This window comes from Spirillospora sp. NPDC029432 (assembly GCF_040703975.1).
Taxonomy (GTDB): domain Bacteria; phylum Actinomycetota; class Actinomycetes; order Streptosporangiales; family Streptosporangiaceae; genus Spirillospora.
Map to the genome: position 1 here is coordinate 1 of NZ_JBEZWH010000091.1, position 25,465 is coordinate 25,465.

Here is a 25,465-nt window from a genome sequence, read left to right on the forward strand (position 1 = left end):
GGCCCGGCCGCGAACGGCGGCGCGCCGGCCGGCGGCCGGTACCGCACGTCCCGGCTCCCGGCGACCGAGCTGCCGCCCCCGTCCTGGCCGGGCCCTTCCGCCGGCCCCTTCTCGTAGCGGGCGGCTATCCGCGGGGATCGGGTCGCGGGCCTGACCGTTCGGCTCTTCTGTCCCGGTGGTCTCACTGCGGCCCATCGGCTGCGCCGCCACGGCATCGATGACTACTGTACGTAGCCGTTCGTATCTGCCAGTGATGGAGGTAGTCCGTGAACATCGTGCGTCGCATCGCCGTGCCGATCCTTCTTGCCGCCGCCGTCGTGACCGCGACGGCCGCCGGCATCGCCGGCGACGCGGTGTCCGCCCAGGCCGCCGCCTGCCCGCCGGGAACGGAGGTGACCTACGACCTGACCGCCCAGAGCGGAGGCGTCGGAGTCTGCACTCCGCTCGGCTGACGCAGCGTACGAGCAGGCGGCCCGCCCTCCGCGCAGGAGGGCGGGCCGTTCGCCGTCCGGCCGCATCGGACGCCGAGCACAACCAGTTGGTTGTGCAAATGCCCGGTTGTGAGTACGGTCGGGGCATGGCAGTCGTGGAAGACGAGTTGAGCCTGGTGTTCTCGGCGCTGGCCGATCCCACCAGGCGGGCGATCCTGGAACGCCTGACCGAAGGGGACGCGACGGTGCGCCGGCTCGCCGAGCCGTTCGCGATGACGCAGCAGGCGATCTCGAAGCATCTGAAGGTCCTCGAACACGCCGGGCTGATCTCGCGGACCCGTACCGCGCAGTCACGGCCCTGCGCGCTGGAACCGGCGCACCTGGACGCGGCCGCCGAGTGGATCACCCGGCACCGGCGGATGTGGGCCGGCCGCCACGACCGTCTCGCGGAGCACCTGACGGCCCTGCGCGGAGAGACGGAGGCGGAGCGATGAGCGGCGGCACGGGAGAGCTGACCTACCGGCGCGTCCACCGGGCCTCGCGGGAGCTCCTGTTCGACTGCATGACCATGCCGGAGCACCTCACCCACTTCTGGGGCCCGGCCGGGACGACCACGCCGGTGGACGGCATCGTGGTCGACCTGCGCCCCGGCGGCGCCTTCGAGACCACCATGGTCAGCGACGCGGACGGCGGCACGTACACCATGCGCGCCGTGTACGCGGAGGTCCGCCGGCCGGAACGGCTGGTGTGGATCGAGCCCGACGTCGAGGGCGGCATGCGGACCACGATCACCTTCGTCGACCTCGGCGACGGCCGCACCGAAGTGATCACCCATCAGACCAACGTGCCGGCCGCCTACATGAGCGCCCAGGCGAGGGCCGGCTTCGCGACCAGCCTCGACCGCTTCGACACCTACCTGGCCGGACTGGACACCGTACGAGCACGCCGACCGGAGTGAGGAGCCCCGGATGCCCACAGTCACCTCTGCCGACGGCACCGCGATCGCCTACGAGCGGGACGGCGGCGGCCCACCGCTCATCCTCGTCGACGGCGCCATGTGCCACCGCGCCGGAGGCCCGATGCGCCCCCTCGCCGCGATGCTCCGGGACGCCTTCACCGTCTACGCCTACGACCGCCGCGGCCGCGGCGAGAGCGCGGACACCCAGCCCTACGCGGTGGCCCGCGAGGTCGAGGACCTGCGCGCGCTCATCGAGCTCGCCGGGCCCCGGACGTACCTCTACGGCATCTCCTCCGGGGCGGCGCTCGCCTTGGAGACCGCGGCCGCCGACCCTCGGGTCGCCAAGCTGGCGCTCTACGAGCCGCCGTTCACCGCGGAGGTCGAGCGCGACGACCGTGCCGGGGAGTACACCCGGCGGCTCACCGGGCTTCTCGCCGCCGGGCGCCGGGGCGACGCCGTGGAGCTGTTCATGACGAACGTCGGCGTTCCCCCGCAGGCGATCGCCGGCATGCGGGCCCAGCCCGGCTGGGCCGCGATGGAGGCGATCGCGCCGACCCTGGCCTACGACGCCAGGCTGCTCGGCGACGGCACCGTGCCGCGCGGTACGGCGGCCGCGGTCACCGTCCCCACGCTGGTCCTCACCGGCGGCGAGTCCCCGCAGAACCTCCGGAAGGCGGCCGAGGCCACCGCCGGCGCGCTGCCCGCGGCCGGGTTCCGGTCGCTCGACGGCCAGACGCACGACGTGGCCCCTGACGCGCTCGCTCCGGTCCTGACCGAGTTCTTCAACGCCTGACGCGGCCGCTCCCCGGCACCGCGTCCGGCCGCGGACCGTGGCCGGATGCGGCCACGGTCCGCCCGCTACCGCGCCGAATACGGCGGACGATCGCGCACCTCTTTATCGGATCGTTCCAAGGCGACTCCCCTCGCGTGCCCTTCGATCTGGCGGGTACGGCCGTCGCCCCGCCAACCGAACGGTGGCGGGACCACAGAAAGGGGAGCATTCGTGCAACGATCACTCACCTGGCCGCTGGCGCTGATCGCGGCGCTCATCACGGCCGCCGTCCTCACCACGGTCCCGGCGCACGCCGCGCCCGCCGCGCCCGCAGCGGCGGGGCCGCTCGGTACCCCCGCCGTGACCGGGACCACGGCGGACGGCGGCACCTTCGCCGGGACCCTCACCCCGAGCCGGTTCGTCCTGAACGACGGCCGGATGGTCCTGGAGGGCGTGTTCGACGGCACCCTGCGCGACGCCGGTGGCGCCACCATCGGCACGGTCACCGGCGAGCCCGCCTCGCTGCCCGTCGCCCTGCAGCGCGAGTGCCCGATCCTGGACCTCACGCTCGGCCCGCTGGACCTGGATCTGCTCGGCCTGCAGGTCCACCTCGACCGCGTCGTCCTGGACATCACCGCGGTGTCCGGGCCCGGCAAGCTGCTGGGGAACCTGCTGTGCGCGCTCGTCGGGCTGCTCGACAGCGGTGACACCGCCGGCGCCGCCCTGCTGGTCGCCGAGCTGAACCGGCTGCTCGAACTGTCCTGACGCCCCACCGCGACCCCGCCTTCCGACGGACGGGCGCGGCACGGGTGAACGGGCCTCCTGCCCGGACAGATTCGCCATCCCCCAGGCAGGAGACCCGTCCACCTTCAGGGGACACGAAACCGGAGCGCCGGCGCAAGCGCCACGGCCCCGGCGAGCCCGGCAGGGCCGGCCGGCATGCCGCCGGCCGGCCCTGCCGCGGAGCGTCTCGAGGCGGGCGGTGCCGGTCTCGGAACGGTCAGTCGCCGTAGCCCAGGATGGCCTTGGTCTCCAGGTACTCCTCGAAGCCGAACGCGCCCCATTCGCGGCCGTTGCCGGAGTGGCCGTAGCCGCCGAACGGCGCGTTGAAGTCGACACCGGCGCCGTTGAGGTGGACGTTGCCGCTGCGGATGCGGCGGGCCATGGCCTTGGCGCGGTCGGCGCCGCCGGAGATGTAGCCCGACAGGCCGTAGACGGTGTCGTTGGCGATGCGCACGGCGTCGTCGTCGTCCTCGTAGCCGATCAGCACCAGCACCGGCCCGAAGATCTCCTCGCGGGCGATGGTCATGTCGTTGGACACGTGCGAGAACACCGTCGGCCGCACGTAGTAGCCGGTGTCCAGGCCCTCGGGCTTGCCGGGGCCGCCGACCTCGACCTTTGCGCCCTCGCCGATGCCCTTCTCGATCAGCTGCTGGATCCGGCTGTACTGCGTGGCCGACACCACCGGGCCGATCGTGGTGGTCGCCTCCCGCGGGTCGCCGACGACGATGTCGCGTGCGGCCTCGGCGGCGATGGCCGCGGCCTCGTCCATGCGGGCGGCGGGGACGAGCATCCGGGTCGGCGCGTTGCACGACTGGCCCGAGTTCGTGCACATGTTCGCCATGTCGCGCGCGATGACGGTCTGGAGGTCGGCGTCGTCCAGGATGATGTTGGCGGACTTGCCGCCCAGCTCCTGCGTGACGCGCTTGACGGTCGGCGCGGCGGCGCGGGCGACCTCGACACCGGCGCGCGTGGAGCCGGTGAACGACACCATGTCGATGTCGGGGTGGGCCGACAGCGGGGCGCCGACACCGAGCCCGTCGCCGTTGACCAGGTTGAACACGCCCGCGGGCACGCCGGCCTCGTCCAGGATCTCGGCGAACAGGACGGCGTTCAGCGGCGCCACCTCGGACGGCTTGAGCACCATCGTGCAGCCCGTGGCCAGGGCCGGGGCGACCTTGCAGGCGATCTGGTTGAGCGGCCAGTTCCACGGCGTGATGAGCCCGCACACCCCGACCGGCTCGCGGACGACGAGGCTGCCGCCGACCCGGCTCTCGAACTCGAAGTCGGCGAGCACCGCCCGCGCGGTGCCGAGGTGCCCCAGCCCGGCGACGGCCTGCGCGGCCTGGGCGAGGGAGAGCGGCGCGCCCATCTCCTGGCTGATGATGTCGGCCAGGTCGTCCAGCCGCCTGGAGTACACGGCGATGACGCTGTCGAGCAGGTCGAGCCGCTCCTGCCTGCTGGTCTGGGAGAACGTCTCGAACGCGGCCCTGGCCGCGGCGACGGCGGCGTCGACGTCCTCGGCGCCGCCCATGGCGATGGACGTGATGGGCTGTTCGGTGGCCGGGTTGATGACGTCGATCGTCTTGTCGGTGCGCGGCGCGACCCACTGGCCGCCGATGTAGAACTGCTTGACGTGCTCCACGAACTTCCTCCTCGCGGTCCCGGGGTCCCGGGTCCTGCCCGGATGCCGGCGCGTGCGCCGTCCGGGGTGGGGCTGGCCATCATGGGTGTTGCACGGCCAACATACGGAACGGAACGTGGTTCGGTAAACGGCCGGCCGGCTAGTCGTCCGCCGTGGCGGGCCTGGTGGTGAACGGCAGCACGAGCCGGGAGCGGTGCGCCGCGTCGCGGTAGATCTTGTGGGTGACGGGGCGGCCCACCGGCAGGTGGAAGGCGTCCGGCGGCAGCAGCGCGTTGTGGGCGTCGGCGAGCGGCTCGTCGTTCGACAGCTCGGCGACCAGCCGGTGGCCCGGCCGGAACGTCGCCGCGAAGGGGTAGAGGCGCAGCACGTACTCCTCGATCCGCCCGGGCTCGACCGGGACCGCGCGGGTGTGCGGGTGGTACGGGTCGCCCTCGGTGGTGCGCTCCTCGTCGAGCTCGCGGTGCGAGGCCTTGAGGTAGCCGGAGGTGATGAGCTGCCGCCGTCCGTCCGGGGCCTCGTCCCACATGCGCAGGATGAAGTTGGTGTCGTCCTGGTCGATCTCCGCGAAGATGTGCGCGGCGCCCGTGCCGATCAGTTCCGCCGGCTCCTCGAACGGCCCGGTGCTCCAGCTCAGGATCTCCACCTTGTCGGTGACCGTCAGCGGCGCCTGGTAGAAGCCGTCCGGGGCCGCGTGCTCGGCGCCCATGGGCTCGGGCTCGAACGAGAGCGCGCCGCGCGGGCGCAGGTGGAGCGACCGGTACTCGACGTCCTTCGGCGGCCACTGGGCGCCGGTCACCCGCTCGCGGGAGCCCTCGGCGAACACGGTGACCGCGGGCTCGTCCATGATCCCGTTGTCGATGCCCTTGATCCAGTGGTCGTACCAGCGGAACATCTTGTCGTGCTCCTCGACGAAGGGGCGCGACTGCATCGGCGGGTACGGGCCGATGTCGAGCTTCTTCGGGCCCTTCAGGGCGTTGAAGAGCTCGATGGTGCCGTCCACCGTCCAGCCGCGGCCCTGGTCGATCTGCAGGTAGACGGGGATGTCGATGTTCGGGGCGAGGGTGATGGGGTTGCGCTCCTCGTACCAGTCGCCGTCGAGGTCGTTCATCACGATGTCGAACCAGGCCTCGTGGTTCTCCGGGTAGTTCAGCACGTGGACGAGGTTCGGCCAGGCCGCCACGTCCGGGTCCGCCAGCCGCGCGGCGACGCGCTCCCGGATCTCCTCCGGCGGGTACGCCTCCAGCATGCGGGACTTGACGCGGTCGGTGAACGCCCAGCCGGAGTCGCCGCCGCGGCCCTCGCGGGCGGCGCGCGGCATGAACCACATGACGCCGCCGTGGTAGGTGGTCTCGTAGAAGTCGTAGTGGCCGCCGCTGACGAAGATCGCCTTGAGGCTCGGCGGCCGTTCCGCCGCCGCCAGCACCTGCATCGAGCCGAAGTAGGAGATGCCGATCATGCCGACGCGGCCGTCGCACCACGGCTGCGCGGCGACCCACTCGATGAAGTCGTACGCGTCCCGGCCCAGCGGGACGCCGCCGGCGTTGTAGTTGCCGATGTGCTCGCCCTCGGAGGCGCCGGAGCCGCGCAGGTCGCCGATGACGTGGACGTAGCCCTCCCTGACGACGCGCGCGATGTCGCCCGCCTCGACGCAGCCGTCCCACATCGGGCTGGGCCGCCGCTGCGGGGGCGTCGTGAGCGCGAGCGCCTGCAGCTCCTTGCCGTACGGGCTGAGCGCCACGAGCGCGGGACGCGGCCGGCCGTCGCCGCCGTGGTAGGCGTCGGCGGCCAGCGTGACGCCGTCGCGCATCGGCACGCGGAGGTCCTTGCGGACGGCGATCTCGTCCAGGCCCGCCTGGATGATCTGGAAGTCGGCCATGGGCGGCGTCTCCTCTGTCACGGGTTCTGGTGGAAGTGCTTGCGGTAGCCGTGCATCGAGGTGAAGAACGGCGACGGCTCCAGGGCGGGGTCGGCGGTGTAGCCGACCGCCCGTGCCACGGGGGCGAACGGCGAGTAGGCCGACTCGGTCTCCCGGAGGCCCGCGCACAGGCAGTCGCGGGCCGCCGCTTCGACCCGCCGCTCGATGTCGAGGCTCTCGCGCAGCGCCTCATCGGCCTGCGCGGCGCCGAGTCCGACCCCGTACGGCGTGCCGTCGGCGCGGCGGTAGGGGTGGCCGAGGTAGAGGCGCCGCGGGCGGACCTCGTCGCGCAGGTACGCGAGGCTCGCGCGGTAGGCGGCCGGGTCCTCGAAACCCGGGAAGCCGTTGGCGGCCCCGTGCACCTGGACGGCGTCGCCGACGAAGGCGGAGCGCTGCCCGTCGATGACGTACGCCACCGACCCCGCCGTGTGGCCGGGGATCGAGTGGACGGAGACGGCGGTGCCGCCGAGGGAGATCGTCTCGCCGCCCCTGACGAGCATCGCCGGCTCCATCTCGCCCGAGATGACGGCATCGGCCGCGGCCGCCACCTTCGCGGCGCCCCCGGCGTCGTTCAGGTACCGGCCGCGCCCGGCGAGGTACTCGTCCACATGGGCGCGGCGCGAGCGCAGCAGCGGCGCGTCGGCCTCGTGGATCACGACCCGCGCGCGCCGGCCGGTCAGTTCCCACAGGGCGTGCGCGCCGCCGACGTGGTCGATGTGGCCGTGGGTCAGCAGGATCCAGCGGACGTCCTCGATCCGGCGCCCGAGGGCCTTCAGCGCGGGCGCCATGCCCTCGGCGGGCGAGGACGCGATCCCCGTGTCGACGATGGCCGGTTCGGGCGCGTCGATGTAGAAGCTGTAGAGACCGAACCGGCCCCACGGCGAGACCAGGGGGTGGACGCTCACGTCCGTCATGACGCCCTCTTCAGGAACGCGGCCGTCTCCTCGAAGGCGCGGTGGTACTCCGGGATCCACGAGAAGTGCTGGACGAAGCCGTGCCCGGCGCCCGCGTACCGGCTGACGGCCGCGTCCACTCCGGCGTCCCGCAGCCTCCGGCCGTACAGCTCGCCCTCGTCCCGCAGCGGGTCCAGCTCGCCGGTGATGATCAGCGCGGGCGGCAGCCCGGTGAGGTCCGCCCGCTTGACCGGGGAGACGCGCGGGTCGGCCGGGTCGGCGCCGCTGCCGATGTAGAAGGCGTTGAACGGCTTCAGCCCGGCCGTCTCCATCCCGTATCCGGTGGCGTTCTCGCGCAGGGACGCGTAGCGGTCGGTGTCGAAGTCCAGGTCGAGCGACGGGTAGAACAGCACCTGGTGGGTGATCCGGTCGAAGCCGCCGTCGCGCGCCATGCCCGCGACCGCGGCGGCGAACGTGCCGCCGGAGCTGTCGCCGGCGACGGCCAGCGTCGTGCCGTCCCAGCCCAGGGCGTCCCCGTTCCCGGCGGCCCACCGGACCGCGGCGTAGCAGTCCTCGAGACCGGCCGGGAAGGCGTGCTCGGGCGCCAGCCGGTAGCCGACGGAGACGACCTTGAGCCCGGTCTCCCTCGCCAGGGAACGCGCGACGTGGTCGTGCGTGTCCAGGCTGCCGAGGAAGAACGCGCCGCCGTGGAAGTAGACGAGCAGGCCGTAGTCCTCGGCCCGGTCCGGCGTGTAGACCCGTACGGGCACCTCGCCGGCGGCGGTCTCCGCGGTGAGGTCCTCGACGGAGTGGAGCGGCAGGCGGTCGGCCGGCGGCGGGACCTGCGCCTCCTCGCCGGCGCGCATCGCCACCGGGTCCAGCGGGCCGGGCGGCGGGGCGGGCATGGCGGCGAGGGCCTTGGCGATCTCCGGGTGCAGCGGCATGGCGTCAGACCTGCTCTTTCCGGGAGGCGGGGTTCTGGGAGGCGGGCTTCTGGCCCGGGAAGACGTCGTCGACCTCGTCCTCGGTCCAGCCCTGCCGCGAGATGCGCTGCAGCTCGTCGGTCACCGGCTTGCGGGTCGCCTGGTAGAGCGCGAGCGCCTCTTTGACCGAGCCGGCCTCCTGGAGGGCGTCGGCGAGGGCCCCGGCGTCCAGGATCGCGGAGTTCGCGCCCTGGCCCTGGTGGTGCAGCATCGAGTGGGCCGCGTCGCCGACGAGGACGACGGAGCCGGAGTGCCAGGTGTCGACGGGGTCGATGTCGTAGACCGCGCGGCAGTTGACGGCGGCCATGTCGAGGTCGCGGGTGATGTTCACGATCCGCTCGTCGAAGCCCTCGACCGTCCTGAGGAGGTCGTCCTTGGTGACGGCCGGCGCCCAGGTGCCGTCCGGGCACAGCGCGGTGATGTCGAACGAGACCTGGCCGCGGTGGCGCAGCGGCAGCAGGTAGACCTTCGTGCCCCGGCCGATGTACATCCGCAGGTTGTCGTCGGCGACCATGCCGTAGGCGTCGTCGATGTCGATGACGGCGCGGTAGGCGTGCTCGCCGGAGAAGACCGGCCCGGCACCGGAGAACAGCTGCTCGCGGACGACCGACTTGATGCCGTCGGCGCCGACGACCAGGTCGGCCTCCACGGTGGTGCCATTGGCGCACGTCAGGACGGACCGGTCGCCCCTGTCCTCGATCCGCTCGACCCGGTGGCCGAGGCGGACCATGCCCTCGGGCAGCACCGACAGCAGCGTGTCGATGAAGTCGCCGCGGTGGATCAGGTGGGTGGTCTGCCCGAAGGCGTCGATCTCCGGCCACGCCTCCACCATGATCCGCTCGCCGGCGGCGGTGAGGATCTCGAAGTAGTCGCTCGGGGAGCTGACCTTCTTGACGGCGTCGATGACGCCCCACCGGCGGAACCGGTCCATGGTGGACGGGCGCAGGCCGATGCCCGCGCCGACCTCGCGGATCCGGCCCGCCTGCTCGTACACGGTGACGGTGGCGCCGAGGAGGCTCAGGGCCTTGGCCGCGGCGGCGCCGCCGTAGCCCGCGCCGACGACGGCGATGTTCAGCTGTTTCAGGTCCGAGGACTGCATGGCTCTGGTCCTTGTCAGTTCTTGAGGGAGAGGAAGTCCGCGGGGTTGTCGACGAAGATCGTCCTGATGGCGGCCTCGTCGAGACCGGCGGCCCGGAGGTCCGGGATGAGGTCCTCGAAGATGTAGTTGACGGTGTGGCCCTGGACGCCCGGCCAGCCCAGCGGGCTGCAGTTGGCGTCCGCCGAGGCGAGCACCCGCTCGAGCCGGCCCTCGCCGCCGATGAACCGGAGGAAGTGGTCCAGGCGCTCCCGGCGCGGGCGGGCCCAGAACGGCGGGTCCGGGAGCTCGGTCTCGTAGCCGAAGGTGTCGAAGCCGATCCGGCCGCCCTGGTCGGCGATCCACGTGTCGCGGGTCCTGCCGGCGTTGACGCCGTCGTCGACGTGCCCGAAGAGCACGCGGTCGAGGGGCAGCCCCTCCTCGTCGAAGATCGCGATCGCGTTCTCGGCGTCGATGGCCAGATGGGTCAGGATGCCGGCCCCGGTGGCCTTCGACGCGCGGGCGGCGGCGCGGTAGATGCGCTTGTCCAGCTCCGTCATGCGGCCGCCGCGGCTCACCCCGACCTTGATGACGCCGGCGCGTCCGCCCGTGCCGCCGATGCCGGTGGTGATCTCGTGGACGAAGTGCCGGGCCAGGTAGTCCACGCTCGCCCGGGCGAAGAACGGCAGCGCGGTGTCGCCGCCGACGAAGCCGGTGCAGGCGACGATGTGGACGCCGGTCTTCGCCGACAGCGACCTGTAGTAGTCGACGTCGCGGCCGTTGCAGATGCCGGTCACGTCCACGAAGGTGCCGCCGCCGTACTCCCGCGCGTACTCGTGGAACGCGCGCAGCTTCGGAACGGTCTCCTCGTACCGCTCTTCGGGCGACTTCCACCACGTGGTGTCCAGCTCGGAGCCGGGCATGCCGTACCCGATGTGCTCGTGGACGGCCACGATCCCCAGCTCTTCGGCCGGGATGGGCCCCAGGACGGTGTTCACTCGCGTCACAACGCACACCCCTAGAAGGTTCGAAGCTCGATGTTCCGCGCCGCCGGGCGGTCAGCGCGGGGTCAGCAGGTCGCGCGGGTTCTCGACGAGGAGGCGCCGGACGTCCTCGTCGCCGAGCCCCCGCTCCCTGAGGAGGGGGACGAACGCCGCCAGCACGTGGCTGTACGGCAGGTCGTTGCCGGGATGGCCCTTGGCCACGCCGGACGCGCCGCTCGACAGCAGGATCCGTTCGGCGTGGCCGGCCCCGGCGAGCTCGGCCACCAGGGCGGCGCGCTCGCGGTCGGTGACATGGGCGCCGCCCTCCAGGCCGATGCCGTCCAGGGCGACGTAGGCGCCGCGCCGGGCGATCTCGAAGGGGGCGCCCGCGGCGACCGCCTCCTTCCGGTCGAGCCCGCCGACGGCGACCCGCGCGGCGGGGAGCCCCTCGTCCAGGAGGATCTCGAGGTCGCGCGCGGCGTCGGCCCCGTACCGGACGGAGACCGGGACCCCGGTGGCCAGGGCCGTCCGGGCCGCGCCGCGGAACAGGCTCTCGTCGGTCGCCGTCATGCCCTCGGCGGAGGCGGCGGTGGCCACGAGGCCCGCCGCACCCCGCCGCTCCACCCGCGGGACCACCATGCCCTCGGTGATCTCCCTGGTGAACAGGCCGGCGAACCTCTCCGCCGGCCACGGCGTCGGCGGATCGGTCTGCGGCGTCAGGAAGTAGCCGCCGAGCAGCTCCTCCGGTCCCATGCCCGTCGACGCGACGATGTGCACCCCGGTCGCGCGCGAGAGCGCCTCGTACAACCGCACGTCCCGGCCGTGGAACATGCCGGTGGCGTCGACGATCGTGCCTCCGCCGTGCGCGCGGAAGTCCGCCAGCCTCGCCGCCAGGATCTCGAAGATCTCGGCGCGGTCGAGGGTGATGTCGTACGCGTGCTCGGCGCCCGGCAGCACCGACAGCAGGGCCTCGTGAACGGCGACGGCGCCCAGCTCGTGCGCGGGGACGGGACCGAGGACGGTGTTGACGGTGCCGCTCCCGGCAGCCTGCGCACCTCTCACTGCCACTTCCTTTCGATGCCGACGCGACGGCTCGCGCCGCTGTCCTCTGGGCCGAGGTCGCGGCGGGTGACCGCGATCACGCCTCGGCTTTGAAGAGTGCCAGTTAACCTTACATCGCGTCAAACTTTTGAGCAGACCGTATCCTGAACGCGCGGCAAGCACGGAACGCGGCCGCCGTGCTCTACGCTGGCGGGCATGGCGAGGCTTCGTGAGGCGCAGAAGCAGATGACGCGCAGGCTCCTGCTGGACGCCGGCCTGGACCTGTTCGCGTCGAAGGGCTACTCGACGACGACGGTCGACGACATCGCGTCGGCGGTGGGAACGACGCGGGTGACGTTCTACGCCTACTTCCCCTCGAAGGTCGACCTGATGAAGGCGCTCATCTCCGAGCGCCTCAACGCCGCGCTCGACCGGGTCCCCTCGGCCGAGCACGGCTCCACCGAGCGCGAGCTGGTCGCCGTGGTCGAGGACGGCTCCCGGGAGCGGATCCGCGCCTGGCTCGCGGCGGCGTCGGAACGCTGGGAGACGATCCGCCCGTACACCACGACCGCGTTCGAGGCCGCGGCCGTCGACGCCGAGATCCGCGCGCTCCTCGACGCGTGGCTGAACGAGGCCATCGGCGACGTCCGGGACGGCCTCGACCGCGCCGGCCGGTTCCCCGCCGGCACCCGGCACCTCCGCGGCGTCATCGCGATCACCGAGCTGGACCACGTCGCCCGCCACTGGACCCCGGGGCACTGGGGCGCCGGACGCGAGGAGATGCTGGACGTCCTCACCGAGAGCTGGTTCGGCACCATCGGCCGCCACTGAGCGCCCGCGCTCCCGCCATCGGCGGCCGCGTGCGCCGCCGGGCGGCGGATGGCCCTCAGTCCGAGTCGGTGGCCGCGAGGACCGCGACCGTCCGGCCGTCCGGGCGCAGGACGGCGATGCCCACGTCCATCGAAGGGTGGACCTGGAGATGCCAGCCGGAGGTGTAGAACAGCCAGGCGCACCGGTCGGCGGCCCGCTCGACGGCCGACGTGCCGCCCCCATCGGCACCGGCCAGCGCGGCGAGCGATTCCCAGGACGCGAGGCGCCCGTACGCGCCGCCGAGGCCGGGACCGTACGCGCTGCCGCCCGTGGCCCCTTGGAAGAGCTTGTGCAGGACGTCCGCGGTGGTCGCCCTGGACACCTCGTCCAGGCCACCGCCGGTGCTGTCCGCGGTGAGGAGGCGCAGCAGCGAGGCCCCGAAGTCCGCGGGGGCGAGCGGGCGGTCCAGCGAGTAGAGCCGGGCCTCCGTGCACTCACCGCCGCCGGAGACCCAGGCCCGGTGGGCGCTGAGCGCCCGGTCGGCGGCGGGCCAGCCGAGTTCCGTCGCCGTCAGGTCGATCCCGGCCGGGCCCGGCGCGGGCGTACGTTCCCCCGGCGCGTGCCACTCAGGCTGCGGCAGGCCGGGGTAGTGGGGTAGCCCATGCCTGCGTTCGGCCGGGGTGCGGCGCAGGGGCAGCTCCGCGAGGGGATGACCGGCGGCGCGCAGTCTCCGGGCGAAGCCGGACGCGCCGTTCGCGTCATGGCGCAGCGCGGTCTCCTGGAGCAGGCAGGCCGCGAGCTCGTCGGCGGCATCGGCGGTGCCGAGGAACGCCAGGAGGTGGTCCAGGGGCTGCGCGGCGGCCAGCCAGGAGGCGACCCCGGCGAGCTCGTACCGCACGTCACCCCAGGTCTTGCCTTCGGCGGCGATCCTCCGGACGCTCCTGATCCGTTCCACGTCGCCCGGCGTGGTGGCGAGCCGCTGCAACGCGACCGGGAAGCCATAGCACATGGGATAGGTCGGATCGCCCACCTGGAGGAGCGCTTCCAGCAGTTCCTCCAGCCACTCCGGTTCCGCGTTCCGGATGGTGCGGTCGGTCACCTGGACCGCCGTCTTCCAGTGCCGGTCCCGGTGGTTCCGTGCCAGGCCCATCCGCCGGACGGCTTCCCCGATCTCCATGGCGGACTCCTCGCCCTGCGTTCCGTCGACCCGGCGTCGCGCGCCCTGGTCCGGAGCGCCGCTCCACATCGGACGGCGCCGGCCCGCCCGGCGTTCCGCGGCGGGCATCATGGACGCGTGCCCTCCGCTCGCTCGCCGCGTTACCGCCCCGTGTACGTCCTGTGCCTCATGGTCGCCGTCTGCGCCGGGTTGTACCTCGTCACCTTCGGCGGCGGGGCCATCGCGGCGTGGGTGCCGGACCAGGGGAAGACCCGGGCGGCGGCGCGGGTCCTGGACGTCGAGGGCGACCGCACGTCCGGGACCGTCGATTTCGAGTTCACCACGGGCGAGGGCCGTACCGTGCGGGCGTCCGCGAGGCGGCGCCTCTTCAAGCCCGGCGCCGAGACGGGGAGCACGGTGGACGTCCTCTACGACCCGCGGAACCCGGCCGCCAGCGCCCGGTACGACCAGAAGCCGGCGCGGGTCCTGCCCTGGTGCGCGCTGGCCCTGGCCGTCGCGGTGCTCTCCGGCGCGGCCGCGTACCGCACCCGGCCCGGCGCTCAGAAGCCGGAGCCTCGGCGCCAGGGCCGGGGGCTTCGGCGGTCATGACGGTGTCCACCGGCCGGCCGCCTCAGGCGGCCGCGGTCTCCCAGGCGAAGCCGTCCGGGTCGGTGAACGGCGCGGCGTCGCCGCCCATCACGATCCGGTGCGAGCCGGTGCCCTCCTGGGGGACGCCGGTGTCCTTGGCGAGGGCGCGGCGCGGGTAGAGCGCCAGCGTGACGGCCGACGCGGGGGTGTCGAACTCGACGTACTTGCCGCCGAAGCTCTTCGCCACCGCGAGGCCGCGGTCGACGTAGAACCGCTTGCTGGCCTTGACGTCCGCCACTCCCAGCAGGAGCGCCATCTGGTCGATCCGCCGGGCGGCGGGGGCGGTGTCCTTCTTCTTGGAGGACGCGATCTTGCAGATCGTCCCGTCCGGGGCGCGGACGACGCCGCCGTAGCCCCAGAAGCTCTTGGTGGCCGGCTTCAGCGTCGTCGCGCCGGCGTCGAGGGCGGCCTCGATGAACGCGTCGACGTTGCCCGGCTGCGCCACCACGAGCGACAGGGCGAACCCGCGGAAGCCGGTCGTCGGCGCGTCCGATTCGCGCACGTTCACGTAGGCGTCCAGGCCGAAGGCCTTGTAGAAGGCCTGCGCGGCGGCGGGGTCGGAGACTTCCAGGGTGACGGCTTCGAACGAGGTCATGGCATTTCCTTCAGTGAGTATGTCGGGACGGTTCGGGGTGTTCGGCAGTGGTCGCCGCGGCGGGGTCGGGCCGGTGCTCACCGGTCCTGGATCAGCCCCAGGACGTTGCCGTCGGTGTCGGTGACGGTGGCGACCCGGCGGCCGCCGCCGACGTCGTGCGCGGCCTCCTTGACCGTGGCGCCGGCGGCGACGACCTCGGCGAGCCTGGCCTCCAGGTCCGGTACGTGCCAGTACGCCACCGGCGAGGTCATGCCCTGCGGCCCGCCGTCCGGCACCAGCCCGATGTGCTGGTCCCCGGTGTCGAAGCCGACGTAGTACGGGGAGTCGGTCTGCGGCGGCCCGCCGAGCAGGGCGGTGTACACCGCCTTGGCCCGGGCCAGGTCGGACACGGGGTGCAGGACGGTCCTGATCCCCTGGGTGGAGAAGTCGGTCAAGGTCACTCCTGGAGTCGTGGCCGTGTCGGCGTGCTGTTCAGGTGCTCACAGCCTGCCGCCGGGCCCTCCTCCCGCACATCCGTGGCGACCACGGATTCCACCACGGAAAGCGGAGCACGGAGTGCGCACCCCGTGCGCACTCCGTGCCGCGAGCCGACCACGGACGCGGCTGCGGGAGAATGGGACGGTGGTGGTGACAGTGGATATCTCGCCTCGGGAGGCCGAGGTGCTGGACCTGGTCGGGCGGCATCTCAGCAACGCCGAGATCGCGGCGCGGCTGTCCATCTCGGTGCGCACCGTGGAGAGCCACGTCTCCTCCCTGCTGCGCAAGCTGGAGGTGCCGGACCGGCGCGCGCTCGCCGGGCGAGCCCCCGACTCCGGCTCTAACTCCGGCGACGGCGGATCGCACGCTCCCCCCGTCCTGCCCGCCCCGCTGACCTCGTTCATCGGCCGGAGCGACGAGCGGGCTCGGCTGACCGGGATGATCGGCGCCCACCGGCAGGTGACCGCGGTCGGCCCCGGCGGGGTCGGCAAGACCCGGCTCGCGCTGGCGGTGGCAGCGGACGCGGCAGGCGCGTACCCCGACGGCGTCTGGTTCGTCGATCTGGTGCCGGTCACCGACCCGGGCATGGTCGCGGCCGCCGTCGCCGGCGCGCTCGGCCTCGGCGAGCAGCCGGGCCGCGGCATGACCGAGTCCGTGGCCGCCGCGCTGGCCGACCGCCATGCCCTGCTCGTGCTGGACAACTGCGAGCAGGTACGGGACGGGGTCGCGCTGTTCCTCGAACGGCTGCTGGCCGCCTGCCCGAGGGTGACGGTGCTGGCCACCAGCCGGGCCAGGCTGATGGTGCCGTTCGAGCGGGTGTACCAGGTGCCGCCGCTGTCGCTGGACGCCGGCGGCGGTTCGGACGCGGTCGCGCTCTTCATGGAACGGGCGACGGCGGTCGGCCTGCCGCTGGAACCCGAGTCGCACGGCCGCGTCACCGCCATCTGCGAGCGGCTGGACGGGATGGCGCTGGCGATCGAGCTGGCCGCCGCCCGGTATCCGACCCTCGGGCTGGACGGCATCACCGCCGCGCTGTCCCACCCGCTCCGGATGCTCACCGGCGGATCCCGCGCCGAGGACCGGCACCGTTCGGTACGCGCGGCGCTCGACTGGAGCCACGCCCTGCTGGAGCCGGACGATCGCGCGCTGCTGCGGCGGGTGTCGGTGTTCGTGGCACCGTTCACCGTCCAGGCCGCGGCGCGGGTGGCCGGGGCCGACGAGGGCGTCGTGGCCGACGGGCTGGCCCGCCTCGCCGAGCAGAGCCTGCTGGCGGTGGCGGGGTCGCCGGGCGGCACCCGCTACCGGGCGCTGGAGACCATCCGCCAGTACGGGACCGAGCGGCTCGCCGAGACCGGTGAACTGGCCGGCACGCGAGCCGGGCACCTCGCCTGGTGCCTGGACCAGGCCGCCGGCCTGGCGGCGGGAGGGGAGGACTGGCGGGCCCGGTTCGACGCGGTCGCCGACGACCTCCGCGCCGCCCTGGCCTGGGCGGCCGAGGAGCCGGACCAGCGCGCGGACGCCCACCGCCTCGCCCGGCACCTGGCGGAGCTGGCCTTCACCCGCAACCTGGTCGACGAGTCCCAGCAGCGCTACGAGCAGGCGGCCGCGCTCGCCGCCGACCCGGCCGCCGCCGCGGCGATGCTCCGGGACGCCGCGGCCGCGGCCGGCTGCCGGATGCACGGCGACGACATGTACCGCCTGCACCGGGCCGCCGCCGGCGCCGCCCGCCGGTCCGGCGACGCCGCCCGCGCCGCCGCCGATCTGGCGACCGCCGCGACGACCGTGTACAGGTTCTCCGGCACGTTCATGCGGGCGCCGTCCCCGGCGGAGACGGCCGCGCTGATCGCCGAGGCGCGGGAGTCGGCCGGCGACGACCCCGCCGCGCGGGCGGCGGTGGCGCTGGCCGAGGCGGCGGCGGTCACCGACGCCTTCGGCGCCGACCAGGACCCGCTGGACGACGTCGTCGCCGAGACGCTCGCCCGCGCCGAACGCGCCGTCGAGCTGGCCCGCCGTACCGGCGACCCGCCCGCCGAGTCCGCGGCGCTCGACGCGCTCACCGCCGTCCTCAGCTGGGTCGGCGACGCGTTCGCCACCGCCGGAACGGCCAGGCGCCGCGTCACGCTGCTCTCGTCCGCGCCCGCCACGCCGGCCGTGACCCACGAGCTGGTCCAGGCGCTCGGCGAGGCCGCCCAGACCGGCATCGGCGTGGGAGACCTGCCGGACGCCCGCCGCTGGGCGCGGCGGCTCGCCGACCATCCGTCGCAGGCCGAGGTCGGGCACCGCGCCACGAGCTGGCTGCTGGTCACCGCGGCGCTGGCGGGCGACGCGGGCGAGGTGCTCGCCGGCGGCGTCCGCTTTCTGGACGCGTGGCGGCGGAGCGGCGGCCCCGCCTGGCCGGACCTGGACCCGGCAGTGGCCGCGGTGGTGATGACCCACGGCCTCCGCGGCGACGACGGCGCCCGGCGCGAATGGGCGGCCGTCCTGGACCGGTTCGAGCCGTCACCGAACCGCGCCTACGGCTATGGCGCCGTCTTCGACGCGATGCTCCTGCTCCACGAGGGGCGGGCCGCGGAGGCGCTGGAGCGGACGGCGCCCGAGCCCGGCGAGGTGTGGAGATGGGTCACCTGGATCTGGCACCACTGGTACGTGGCGCTGCGCGCGGAGGCCGGCGTGCTCGCCGGGAGTCCCGACGCACGCGACCGCCTGGCCGACGCCCGGAGGCGCACCGCCGGCAACCCGGTCGCCGGCGCCCTCGTGGAACGGGCCGAGGCGCTGCTCGACGGCGACGCTGAGCGGCTGCTCGCCACGGCGGGCGCGTTCGGCGCCGCCGGCTGCCGCTACCAGTGGGCGCGGACCATGATCCTCGCGGGCGGCGAGCACGCCGCCCGCGGCGAGGCCGCACTCGCCGAACTCGGCCTCGCCCCGATGACCGTTCCCTAGCCGCACGGAACGATCCATTCCCGCGAATCCGCCGGAATTCGCAGGTGATCACCAGGCGGCGAATGGCGGACGCTTCAGCGAATCATCCAGGGTCAGGCTCGATGCACGAACGGCACGACGAATCCGATGAGCGCCAGCGCTTCGGTCAGCGCGAACCCCAGCAGCATGTTGGTGCGAATGACGTTGGTCAGCTCCGGCTGGCGCGCGATCGCCTGCACGCCCTGGCCGAAGATGATGCCGACACCGATCCCGGGCCCGATGGCCGCCAGGCCGTACGCGATGGACCCGAGATTCCCCTTCACCTCAGCCAGGACCGGCAGCGCCATATCGAGCACGGTCTCCCCTTTCACCACTCTGGCATCTTCACTATTCAAAATTCCCAGCACGGGCAGAGAGAAAAGTGAATGCCGTGGCCGTAACCGGTCGGCATATGTGTCGGGATTCTGACCGTTCGGCGCATCGGCACAGTTGACGCTCGAGGATTTGCCCCGCGCGCCGAGCGGCCTCTTGGAAATGACGGTGGCGGCCTCCGGCGCGGTCCCGTGCCCGGATCCGGCCACCCGGCGGAGGCCGTGATCGGAGATGATCGTTGCGGCCTTCGAAGGGGGCGGTGTTGCGATCTCGCGGGGTCTTCGTCCTGGCCGTGCTGCTGCTGCTCGCCCTGGCGGCCGGCGGTGCCGCCGCCGTGACCTATCCGTGGCGGGACCGGGGCACTCCCGAGCGGATCTCCCGCGACTACTTCACCGCCTGGCGCGGTGGGGCGCTGGATCGCATGGCCGAGCTGGTCGCCGCGCCGCCGGCGGACTTCGCCGCGCAGCATCGGGCGCTGTCGCAGGGTCTGAAGGTGTCCTCGGTCGCGCTGACGCCGAGCCCGCTGGTCCGCGACGCGGGCGGCCGGGCGCACCAGGACTTCAAGATCACTCGAAGCCTCGCCGGGCAGGTGACCTGGTCCTACCGGTCGACCTTGGTGATGGGCCTGGTCAAGGACCGGTGGCGGGTCCTGTGGAGCCCGGCGACCCTGCATCCGGCGCTGACCGGATTCGCCGTCTGGACGCTCGCCGAGACCCGGGCCGCGCCCGCGACGATCACCGACGGGAAGGGGCGGGCGCTCTCGGACTCCGGCCCGCTCCAGCCCTACATCGCGGCGCTGGCCGAGGACCTGAGCGACTCCGAGGCCGACACCTCGGGGTGGGCCGTCGAGATCACCGAGGCGGGGCGTACACCGCGGCGGCTGGCGGTACTGGGCGCGGCCCCGTCCGAACGCATCCGCACGACGCTGGACCGCGGCGTCCAGGCCGCGGCCGAGAAGGCCGTCGCCGGCAGGAGCGCCGCCCTGGTGGCGGTGCGCCCGTCCAGCGGGCAGGTGCTGGCCGTCGCCGACGGCCTGGGCGGACTGAGCGCGTTCCTGGGCTCCTACCCGCCCGGTTCCACCTTCAAGGTCGTCACCGCCGCCGCCCTGCTCGCCGACGGCATGTCCGCGGGCAGCGGCGCCGCCTGCCCCGGGTCGGTGGTGACCGCGCAGCGCACCATCCGCAACGCCCAGGGCCTCGCGCTGGGGTCGGCCTCCCTGCGGGACGCCCTGGCCGCATCGTGCAACACCACCTTCGCGCAGCTGGCCGTGGAGAAGCTGGGGGCCGGAAAGCTCGCCGGCGCCGCGGCCGCGTTCGGGTTCGGCGAACCGATCGCCCCCGGGATCTCCGCCACCCCGGCCTCCTTCCCCCGCCCCGGCGGCGGCGCCGAAACCGCCGAGGCGGCGATCGGCCAGGGACGGGTCCAGGCCAGCCCGCTGACGATGGCGCTGGTCGCCGCGGCCGTCGCGGACGGGCGGTGGCGCCCGCCGCGGCTGGTCGGCGCCGGCCTGATCCGAGGAGAGAGGCCGCGCACCCGCCGCGTGCCGGGCGCGGGCGCGCTGCGCGAGATGATGCGCGCGGCCGTCACCGACGGCACCGCCGAACGCGCCGGCCTCCCGGCGGGGACGGCGGGCAAGACCGGAACGGCCGAGGTCGCCGGCGGCAGGCCGCACGCCTGGTTCATCGGCTTCCGCGGCGATGTGGCGTTCGCCGTGTTCGTCGAGGGCGGCAGCTCCGGCGCCGAGGTCGCCGCCCCGCTCGCCGCCCATTTCCTGCGGACACTGCGCTAGGACTCGCCCCCTCCGGGACGGCCGGTGGCGCGGCTCAGCCGGCCGGGTCCGCCGCCCCGGCCGGACGGCGTGGCGCCGGGTACGGGAGCCGGGCCCAGAGGGTGTCGACCAGCTGCCGGGGCGTGCCGGGGCAGCCGTGGCGCAGCCAGTCGGCGGCCGTGCCGAGCAGCGCGCCGGCGAGGTAGGACGCGGCCGGGTCGTGCGGGGCCGAGTCGGGGTCCTCGGCGTGGGTGCCGGTGCCGGGCCGGGTGAGGTTGACGTGGACGGCGATGGTCAGCCGCCGGTGCAGGTGGTCGATCACCTGGGCGCTGCCGCCGGGGCCCAGCAGGGCGCGGTAGAGGTCGGCGTGGGCGGCGATGTGGGCGAACACGGCGGCCAGCTCGTCGAGTCCCCGGCGCTGCCCGGCCGGGTCGTCGGCGGGCAGCAGCACCGGCGCGGCGGCGATGAGCTCGTCGAACATCCGGGTGCAGGCGTCGGCGGCCAGCTCGTGCACGCCGTCGTAGTGCTCGTAGAAGGTCGACCGGTTCACGTCGGCGCGCTTGGCCACGTCGGAGACCGCGATCCGGTTCAGCGGGCGCTCGGCGATCAGTTCCAGGAGCGCGGCTCGCAGCGCCGCGCGGGTGCGGCGGACGCGGCGGTCCGGCGAAGGGTCGGGAAGGTCCGCGGTCACACCGTCCAGGCTACTGTCTCCGACAGGTGTTGTATAACAGACATATGTCGGACGACAGGGTCAGAGACGAGGAGGCGGGCATGGCGCAGCAGGTGATCGTGGTCATCGGGGTCGGGGGCATGGGCCAGGCGATCGCCCGCCGGATCGGCCCGGGCGCCCAGGTGATCGTCGCCGACCACGACGAGCGGGTGCTCAAGGCCGCCGCCGGGCGACTCGAAGCCGAGGGCTACCAGGTGGCCGCCCAGCCGGTGGACGTGTCGGCGCGCGGATCGGTCGCCGCGCTCGCCGGGCTGGCCGCCTCGCTGGGCGAGGTCCGCACGGTCGTGCACACCGCCGGGCTGTCGCCGGTGCAGGCCCCGATCCCGGCGATCCTGGCGGTCGACCTGCTGGGCGTCGCCCTGGTGCTGGAGGAGTTCGGCCGCGTCGTCGCCGCCGGCGGCGCGGGCCTCGTCATCTCCAGCATGGCCGGCCACATGCACCCGCCGCTGCCGTCCGAGCAGGCCGTGCGGCTGGCGACCGCACCGGCCGACGAGCTGCTGTCCCTCCCGGTCTGCGCCGAGTCCCGCTTCGGCGACAGCGGTGCCGCCTACAGCTTCGCCAAGCACGCCAGCCAGCTGCGCGTGCAGGCCGCCAGCACCACGTGGGGCGCCCGGGGCGCCCGCGTCAACTCCATCAGCCCCGGCGTCATCACCACCCCGATGGGCCGGGCCGAACTCGACGGCGAGCACGGCGCGGGCATGCGGATGATGATCGAGTCCTCCAACGCCGGGCGCGCGGGCACCCCCGCCGACATCGCCGCCGCCGCCGAGTTCCTCCTCGGCCCGGCCGCGGGCTTCATCTCCGGCACCGACCTGCTGGTGGACGGCGGCGTGACCGCGGCGGTCCGCTCCCGGCGACTCGGCTGAGCCGCCCGTCGGACCGGCGCCGCGTCCTGCATCAAGCCGTCCCGGTTCACTGACGGGCCGGACGGGCGCGGGTGCCGGTCAGTCGGCGCCGAGCGGGGCGCGGTCCAGCGCGGCGTGCTCTAGGAAGGCGTCGACGAGGGCGTGGGCGCGGCGTTCGGCGTCCGCCATCATGCCGCGGCTGCGGTCGAGCAGCCCGCCGGTCTCGATGCCCTGCTCCGCCCCGTGCTCCAGCCACTCCTTCATCACCGGCAGCGTGACCTCCGGGTGGAACTGGACGGCGAGGCTGCGCCCGATCCGGAACGCCTGCGACCCGACGTCGGTACGGGCGATCTCCACGGCCCCGGGCGGGAGCGACCAGCGGTCGGTGTGGAACTCGAACCACGGGCCGGGCGCGATCAGCGCGGGCTCGGCGGTCTCCACCTCGGTCCAGCCGAGCTCGACGCGCGGGGCGCGCTCGACGCCGCCGCCGAGCGCGGTGGCCAGGGCCTGGCCGCCGAAGCAGATGCCGAGCACCGGTGTCCCGGCCTCGTGCGCCGCGCGCAGGAACGCCAGTTCGGCGCCGATCCACGGGCCGATGGCCGCCTCGTCGTCCACCGACCAGGGCGCGCCGAGCGCCACGATCACGTCCCATCCGGCGGTGGTGGGGAAGGCTCGGTCCACGCCCGGCCGATCGCGCCGCCCGGCGGGGACGACCGTCAGCGTGACCAGGTCGAAGCCGTGCTGGACCAGCCTGTCCCCCACCGTCCCGGCCGGGCACATCGGGTCCTGCTCGATCACCAGTGCGCGCACGCGCTCCCCTCCTCCTCCGTGGCCCACAACGCGCTTCCCAGTGTCACCCCAAGATCACGTCACGGGTAAGGCCCTTGTCCCCGAACCTTTGACCCTGGTTTTGGATCATACGAGGTGGCCCACGCATCTCATCGAGTCCGCTGGAATGGAGACTCCCACTTGAATTCGGACGACCTGATCATCATCGGGATGCTCGCCGGCAGCACCGCTTTCACCGGAGCCATCGCCTACTGGCTCGGCGGCCGTGACCTCAAGGGCACGGGCAGGGTGTCGATGGCGCTGGTCAGCGCCGTCCTCGTGGGGTTGACGTCGCTGCTCGTCCCCTACCTTCCCGTGCTCGCCTTCCTGGCCACCGCGCTGATCTACCTTGTCGTGCGCAATCTGCTCAAGCCAGGGCTCGCGCTCGCCGCTTCGGCGGTCGTCTTCTTGGGCGGGCTCGCATGCGCGGTACTGCTCATGGGCTTCGCCCTGTCCAGCATGTAGCACGGGAGAAAGCGCGGCCCCGCCGGCCGGAGACCGGCCGGCGGGGCTCGGCGCTCATTCGCACGGTGCCCGCGTTCTAAGGTGCCCGCGTTCTAAGAGGACCGGGTGGCGTCGGCGAGTTCGGGGCTCTCCGGGGCACCGCCCGCGGCCGCGGCGGCCGGTCGCGGCAGGCGGCGGGCCAGGAGGCCGGGCAGCCACCAGTTCGCCCGGCCCAGGAGGGCCATGACCGCGGGCACGAGCACGGTCCGGACGACCGCCGCGTCCAGCACGATCGCCGTCGCCAGTCCCAGGCCCAGCATCTTGACCAGCGGTGACGGGTTGGCGACGAAGCCGAGGAACACCACGGTCATGATGAGCGCGGCCGAGGTGATCACGCGCCCGGTGGCGGCCATGCCGCGGGCCACCGACTCGGCCGTGTCGCCCGTGGCGTCGTAGTGCTCCCGGATGCGCGAGAGCAGGAACACCTCGTAGTCCATGGACAGCCCGAACAGGACCGCGAAGAAGATCGTCGGCAGCGGGGACGCGATCGGGATCGGGTCCTCGAGCCCGAACAGGCCCTTCAGCCAGCCCCACTGGAAGACGGCGACCACCACGCCGTACGCGCCGCCGATCGACAGCAGGTTCATCAGCACGGCCTTGAGCGGTACGGCGATGGAGCGGAACACCAGCATCAGCAGCAGGAACGACGCGCCCAGGATCGCGGCGACGAAGACCGGCAGGGTGTCGCGCAGCTGCCGGGTGAGGTCGTCGGTCATCGCGGTCAGGCCCGCCACCGACACGTTCGCGGGGACGAGGCCGCGGACCCGCTCGAGCGTCCGCGAGGTCGCGGCGTCCGCCGGCGCGGTGGCGGGGGTCACCGGGACGACGACCGTGTCCCCGGCCGGGGAGGTGCGCGGCCGGCCGACCGCGGCGATCCCGGGGTCGGCGGCGACGCGCGCGGACAGCGCGGGGACGTCCCGGGCGGTCATGCCCGCGGACCGCAGGTCGGCGACCAGCAGCAGCGGGGCGTTGACGCCGGGGCCGAAGCCCTCCGCCAGGAGATCGTAGGCGCGGCGGTGCGTGCTGCTCGCCGAGTCGTCGCCGGCGTCCGGGAAGCTCGTCTGCATCGACAGCGCGGGGACGGCCAGCGCCGACAGCAGCGCGGCACCGGCCAGCAGGTACGGCCACGGCCGCCCGGAGACGCGGTGGGCGAAGCGCCACCAGGCGGTGTCCTCGGCCCGCGGGGCGTGCCGCCGGCGCCGCCGGCCGATCAGCCGCCCGGCGTCGACCCGGCGGCCGAGCAGCGTCAGCAGCGCCGGCAGCAGCGTGAGGGCGGAGGCCACGGCGAACAGCACGACCAGCGAGGTGCTGAGGCCCACCGAGATCAGGAAGCCCAGGCCGGTCACGGCAAGGGCGGACATCGCCGCCACGACGATGCCGCCGGCGAACAGGACGGCGGAGCCCGCCGCGCCCATGGCGTTCGACAGCGCGGAGGGGCCGTCCTGACCGGCGGCCAGGTTCTCCCGGTAGCGGGACATGATGATCAGCGTGTAGTCGATGCCGACGCCGAGCCCGATCATCGCGCCGATGGTCGGCGCGGCACCGGAGACGTCCATCGCGCTCGCCAGCAACAGGATGCCGCCCATGCCGGCAGCGACCGTCACCAGGGCGAGGGCGACCGGGACCAGCGCGGCGACGACCGTGCCGAACGCGACGAGCAGCACGACCAGCGCGGCCAGCACGCCGATCGCCTCGGTGCCGGAGCTCACCGGCTCGGCGTTGATGAACGCCGCGTCGCCGCCGAGCTCCGCCGTGACCCCGGCGTCCCGCAGCGGCTCCAGCTCGCCGGCGATCGCGGCGAGCGGCTCCGGGCCGAGCGCCGTCGCCGGCACGTCGAAGGTGATCTGGGCGAAGCCGATGCGGCCGTCGGCCGACACCGTCCCGGCGGTGAACGGGCCGGACACCGCGGTCACGTGCTCCGCGCCGGAGATCCGCGCGACCGCGGCGTCGACGGCGGCCCGGTGGCGGTCGAGCCGCTGCCCGTCCGGTACGGCGAACACCGCCATCGCGCCGCCGCCGGTGGCCTCGGGGAAGCGCTCTTCGAGGAGCCGCGCGGCCCGCTCGCTCTGGCTGCCGGGAGCGACGAAGTCGTCGACGAACGTCCCGCCGGCGGTGCCCGCCAGCCCCAGCAGGACGGCGGCGGCGACCAGCCACGCCCCGATCGTGGCCCACGGTCTGCGGGCACTGGCGCCGGCGACGCGGCGGATCATGCGTTGCATGACGGTTCTCCTGCGTGTTCTCGGAGGGGTGCGCGCCGGATCGGCGCCGGGTTCCACCGTCCGCCGCCGGCGCGCCGCGGTCGCCCGCCGGCGGAGGGGACGTCCTCTCCCCTGCGCG

25 protein-coding genes are annotated in these 25,465 nt (G+C 73.9%); 11 read left to right on the forward strand and 14 right to left on the reverse strand.

Features of this window, described 5'->3' with window-relative positions; genetic code table 11:
• Window positions 1–266: 266 nt before the first annotated feature.
• The 5 genes from AB0881_RS38095 to AB0881_RS38115 all read left to right on the forward strand — a co-directional run bounded on the left by AB0881_RS38095 (window position 267) and on the right by AB0881_RS38115 (window position 2,926).
• Window positions 267–452, forward strand: coding sequence for a hypothetical protein (locus AB0881_RS38095; RefSeq protein ID WP_366625252.1), 186 nt, complete (start codon window positions 267–269; stop codon window positions 450–452).
• Between the two features lie 125 nt (window positions 453–577).
• Entirely contained in the window at window positions 578–925 is a 348-nt protein-coding gene (locus tag AB0881_RS38100; protein ID WP_366625254.1) for a metalloregulator ArsR/SmtB family transcription factor, read from the forward strand.
• Window positions 922–1,389, forward strand: a complete 468-nt coding sequence (locus AB0881_RS38105; protein WP_366625256.1) for an SRPBCC domain-containing protein — start codon at window positions 922–924, stop codon at window positions 1,387–1,389. Before AB0881_RS38100 ends, AB0881_RS38105 begins: the two co-directional genes overlap by 4 nt.
• A gap of 10 nt (window positions 1,390–1,399) precedes the next feature.
• Window positions 1,400–2,182: an alpha/beta hydrolase gene (locus AB0881_RS38110; RefSeq protein WP_366625258.1), complete on the forward strand. Its 783-nt coding sequence runs from the start codon at window positions 1,400–1,402 to the stop codon at window positions 2,180–2,182.
• A gap of 210 nt (window positions 2,183–2,392) precedes the next feature.
• On the forward strand, window positions 2,393–2,926 hold the full coding sequence (locus AB0881_RS38115; RefSeq protein WP_366625260.1) for a hypothetical protein: 534 nt from the start codon (window positions 2,393–2,395) through the stop codon (window positions 2,924–2,926).
• Window positions 2,927–3,161: 235 nt separating this feature from the next.
• Here the strand turns inward: AB0881_RS38115 and AB0881_RS38120 are convergent, their stop codons facing one another.
• The 7 genes from AB0881_RS38120 to AB0881_RS38150 all read right to left on the reverse strand — a co-directional run bounded on the left by AB0881_RS38120 (window position 3,162) and on the right by AB0881_RS38150 (window position 11,497).
• Window positions 3,162–4,586: an aldehyde dehydrogenase family protein gene (locus AB0881_RS38120; protein WP_366625261.1), complete on the reverse strand. Its 1,425-nt coding sequence runs from the start codon at window positions 4,584–4,586 to the stop codon at window positions 3,162–3,164.
• A 139-nt stretch (window positions 4,587–4,725) separates the two neighbouring features.
• Window positions 4,726–6,462: a CocE/NonD family hydrolase gene (locus AB0881_RS38125; protein WP_366625263.1), complete on the reverse strand. Its 1,737-nt coding sequence runs from the start codon at window positions 6,460–6,462 to the stop codon at window positions 4,726–4,728.
• Window positions 6,463–6,479: 17 nt separating this feature from the next.
• On the reverse strand, window positions 6,480–7,415 hold the full coding sequence (locus tag AB0881_RS38130) for an MBL fold metallo-hydrolase (RefSeq protein ID WP_366625265.1): 936 nt from the start codon (window positions 7,413–7,415) through the stop codon (window positions 6,480–6,482).
• On the reverse strand, window positions 7,412–8,338 hold the full coding sequence (locus AB0881_RS38135) for an alpha/beta hydrolase (protein WP_366625267.1): 927 nt from the start codon (window positions 8,336–8,338) through the stop codon (window positions 7,412–7,414). Before AB0881_RS38135 ends, AB0881_RS38130 begins: the two co-directional genes overlap by 4 nt.
• A 4-nt stretch (window positions 8,339–8,342) precedes the next feature.
• Window positions 8,343–9,476 (reverse strand): FAD-dependent monooxygenase, encoded by a 1,134-nt coding sequence (locus AB0881_RS38140; RefSeq protein ID WP_366625269.1) that lies wholly within the window; start codon window positions 9,474–9,476, stop codon window positions 8,343–8,345.
• Window positions 9,477–9,490: 14 nt separating this feature from the next.
• Window positions 9,491–10,459 carry a phosphotriesterase gene (locus tag AB0881_RS38145; protein ID WP_366625271.1) on the reverse strand — a complete coding sequence of 323 codons (969 nt, stop codon included), beginning with the start codon at window positions 10,457–10,459 and terminating at the stop codon, window positions 9,491–9,493.
• A 51-nt stretch (window positions 10,460–10,510) separates the two neighbouring features.
• Entirely contained in the window at window positions 10,511–11,497 is a 987-nt protein-coding gene (locus tag AB0881_RS38150) for a phosphotriesterase (protein ID WP_366625273.1), read from the reverse strand.
• A 195-nt stretch (window positions 11,498–11,692) separates the two neighbouring features.
• On the opposite strand from AB0881_RS38150, the gene AB0881_RS38155 reads away from it, so the two are divergent.
• Entirely contained in the window at window positions 11,693–12,307 is a 615-nt protein-coding gene (locus AB0881_RS38155; protein WP_366625275.1) for a helix-turn-helix domain-containing protein, read from the forward strand.
• A gap of 55 nt (window positions 12,308–12,362) precedes the next feature.
• On the opposite strand, the gene AB0881_RS38160 is transcribed toward AB0881_RS38155, so the two are convergent.
• Complete coding sequence (locus AB0881_RS38160) at window positions 12,363–13,463, reverse strand: DUF6183 family protein (RefSeq protein WP_366625277.1); 1,101 nt, start codon at window positions 13,461–13,463, stop codon at window positions 12,363–12,365.
• A 117-nt stretch (window positions 13,464–13,580) separates the two neighbouring features.
• Between AB0881_RS38160 and AB0881_RS38165 the strand changes: the two genes are divergently transcribed.
• Window positions 13,581–14,051 carry a DUF3592 domain-containing protein gene (locus tag AB0881_RS38165; RefSeq protein ID WP_366625279.1) on the forward strand — a complete coding sequence of 157 codons (471 nt, stop codon included), beginning with the start codon at window positions 13,581–13,583 and terminating at the stop codon, window positions 14,049–14,051.
• A 22-nt stretch (window positions 14,052–14,073) separates the two neighbouring features.
• Here the strand turns inward: AB0881_RS38165 and AB0881_RS38170 are convergent, their stop codons facing one another.
• Entirely contained in the window at window positions 14,074–14,685 is a 612-nt protein-coding gene (locus AB0881_RS38170; protein WP_366625281.1) for a glyoxalase, read from the reverse strand.
• Between the two features lie 77 nt (window positions 14,686–14,762).
• Window positions 14,763–15,119, reverse strand: a complete 357-nt coding sequence (locus AB0881_RS38175) for a VOC family protein (RefSeq protein ID WP_366625283.1) — start codon at window positions 15,117–15,119, stop codon at window positions 14,763–14,765.
• 187 nt (window positions 15,120–15,306) lie between these two features.
• Here AB0881_RS38175 and AB0881_RS38180 point away from each other — a divergent pair, with 187 nt between their 5' ends.
• On the forward strand, window positions 15,307–18,102 hold the full coding sequence (locus AB0881_RS38180; protein ID WP_366625285.1) for a LuxR C-terminal-related transcriptional regulator: 2,796 nt from the start codon (window positions 15,307–15,309) through the stop codon (window positions 18,100–18,102).
• A 92-nt stretch (window positions 18,103–18,194) separates the two neighbouring features.
• Here AB0881_RS38180 and atpE read toward each other — a convergent pair whose 3' ends face one another.
• On the reverse strand, window positions 18,195–18,428 hold the full coding sequence (gene atpE, locus AB0881_RS38185) for an ATP synthase F0 subunit C (protein WP_366625297.1): 234 nt from the start codon (window positions 18,426–18,428) through the stop codon (window positions 18,195–18,197).
• A 287-nt stretch (window positions 18,429–18,715) separates the two neighbouring features.
• Between atpE and AB0881_RS38190 the strand changes: the two genes are divergently transcribed.
• Entirely contained in the window at window positions 18,716–20,242 is a 1,527-nt protein-coding gene (locus AB0881_RS38190; protein ID WP_366625287.1) for a penicillin-binding transpeptidase domain-containing protein, read from the forward strand.
• A gap of 34 nt (window positions 20,243–20,276) precedes the next feature.
• Here AB0881_RS38190 and AB0881_RS38195 read toward each other — a convergent pair whose 3' ends face one another.
• The gene (locus tag AB0881_RS38195) at window positions 20,277–20,912 is read right to left on the reverse strand and encodes a TetR-like C-terminal domain-containing protein (protein WP_366625289.1); all 636 of its coding nucleotides are present in this window, start codon (window positions 20,910–20,912) and stop codon (window positions 20,277–20,279) included.
• Between the two features lie 44 nt (window positions 20,913–20,956).
• On the opposite strand from AB0881_RS38195, the gene AB0881_RS38200 reads away from it, so the two are divergent.
• The gene (locus AB0881_RS38200; protein ID WP_366625291.1) at window positions 20,957–21,817 is read left to right on the forward strand and encodes an SDR family oxidoreductase; all 861 of its coding nucleotides are present in this window, start codon (window positions 20,957–20,959) and stop codon (window positions 21,815–21,817) included.
• 78 nt (window positions 21,818–21,895) lie between these two features.
• Here the strand turns inward: AB0881_RS38200 and AB0881_RS38205 are convergent, their stop codons facing one another.
• On the reverse strand, window positions 21,896–22,606 hold the full coding sequence (locus tag AB0881_RS38205; RefSeq protein ID WP_366625293.1) for a type 1 glutamine amidotransferase: 711 nt from the start codon (window positions 22,604–22,606) through the stop codon (window positions 21,896–21,898).
• A gap of 159 nt (window positions 22,607–22,765) precedes the next feature.
• On the opposite strand from AB0881_RS38205, the gene AB0881_RS38210 reads away from it, so the two are divergent.
• A complete protein-coding gene (locus AB0881_RS38210; RefSeq protein ID WP_366625294.1) occupies window positions 22,766–23,089 on the forward strand; it encodes a hypothetical protein in 324 nt (107 codons plus the stop codon).
• A 92-nt stretch (window positions 23,090–23,181) separates the two neighbouring features.
• Here the strand turns inward: AB0881_RS38210 and AB0881_RS38215 are convergent, their stop codons facing one another.
• Window positions 23,182–25,347, reverse strand: coding sequence for an MMPL family transporter (locus AB0881_RS38215; RefSeq protein ID WP_366625295.1), 2,166 nt, complete (start codon window positions 25,345–25,347; stop codon window positions 23,182–23,184).
• Window positions 25,348–25,465: the final 118 nt, after the last annotated feature.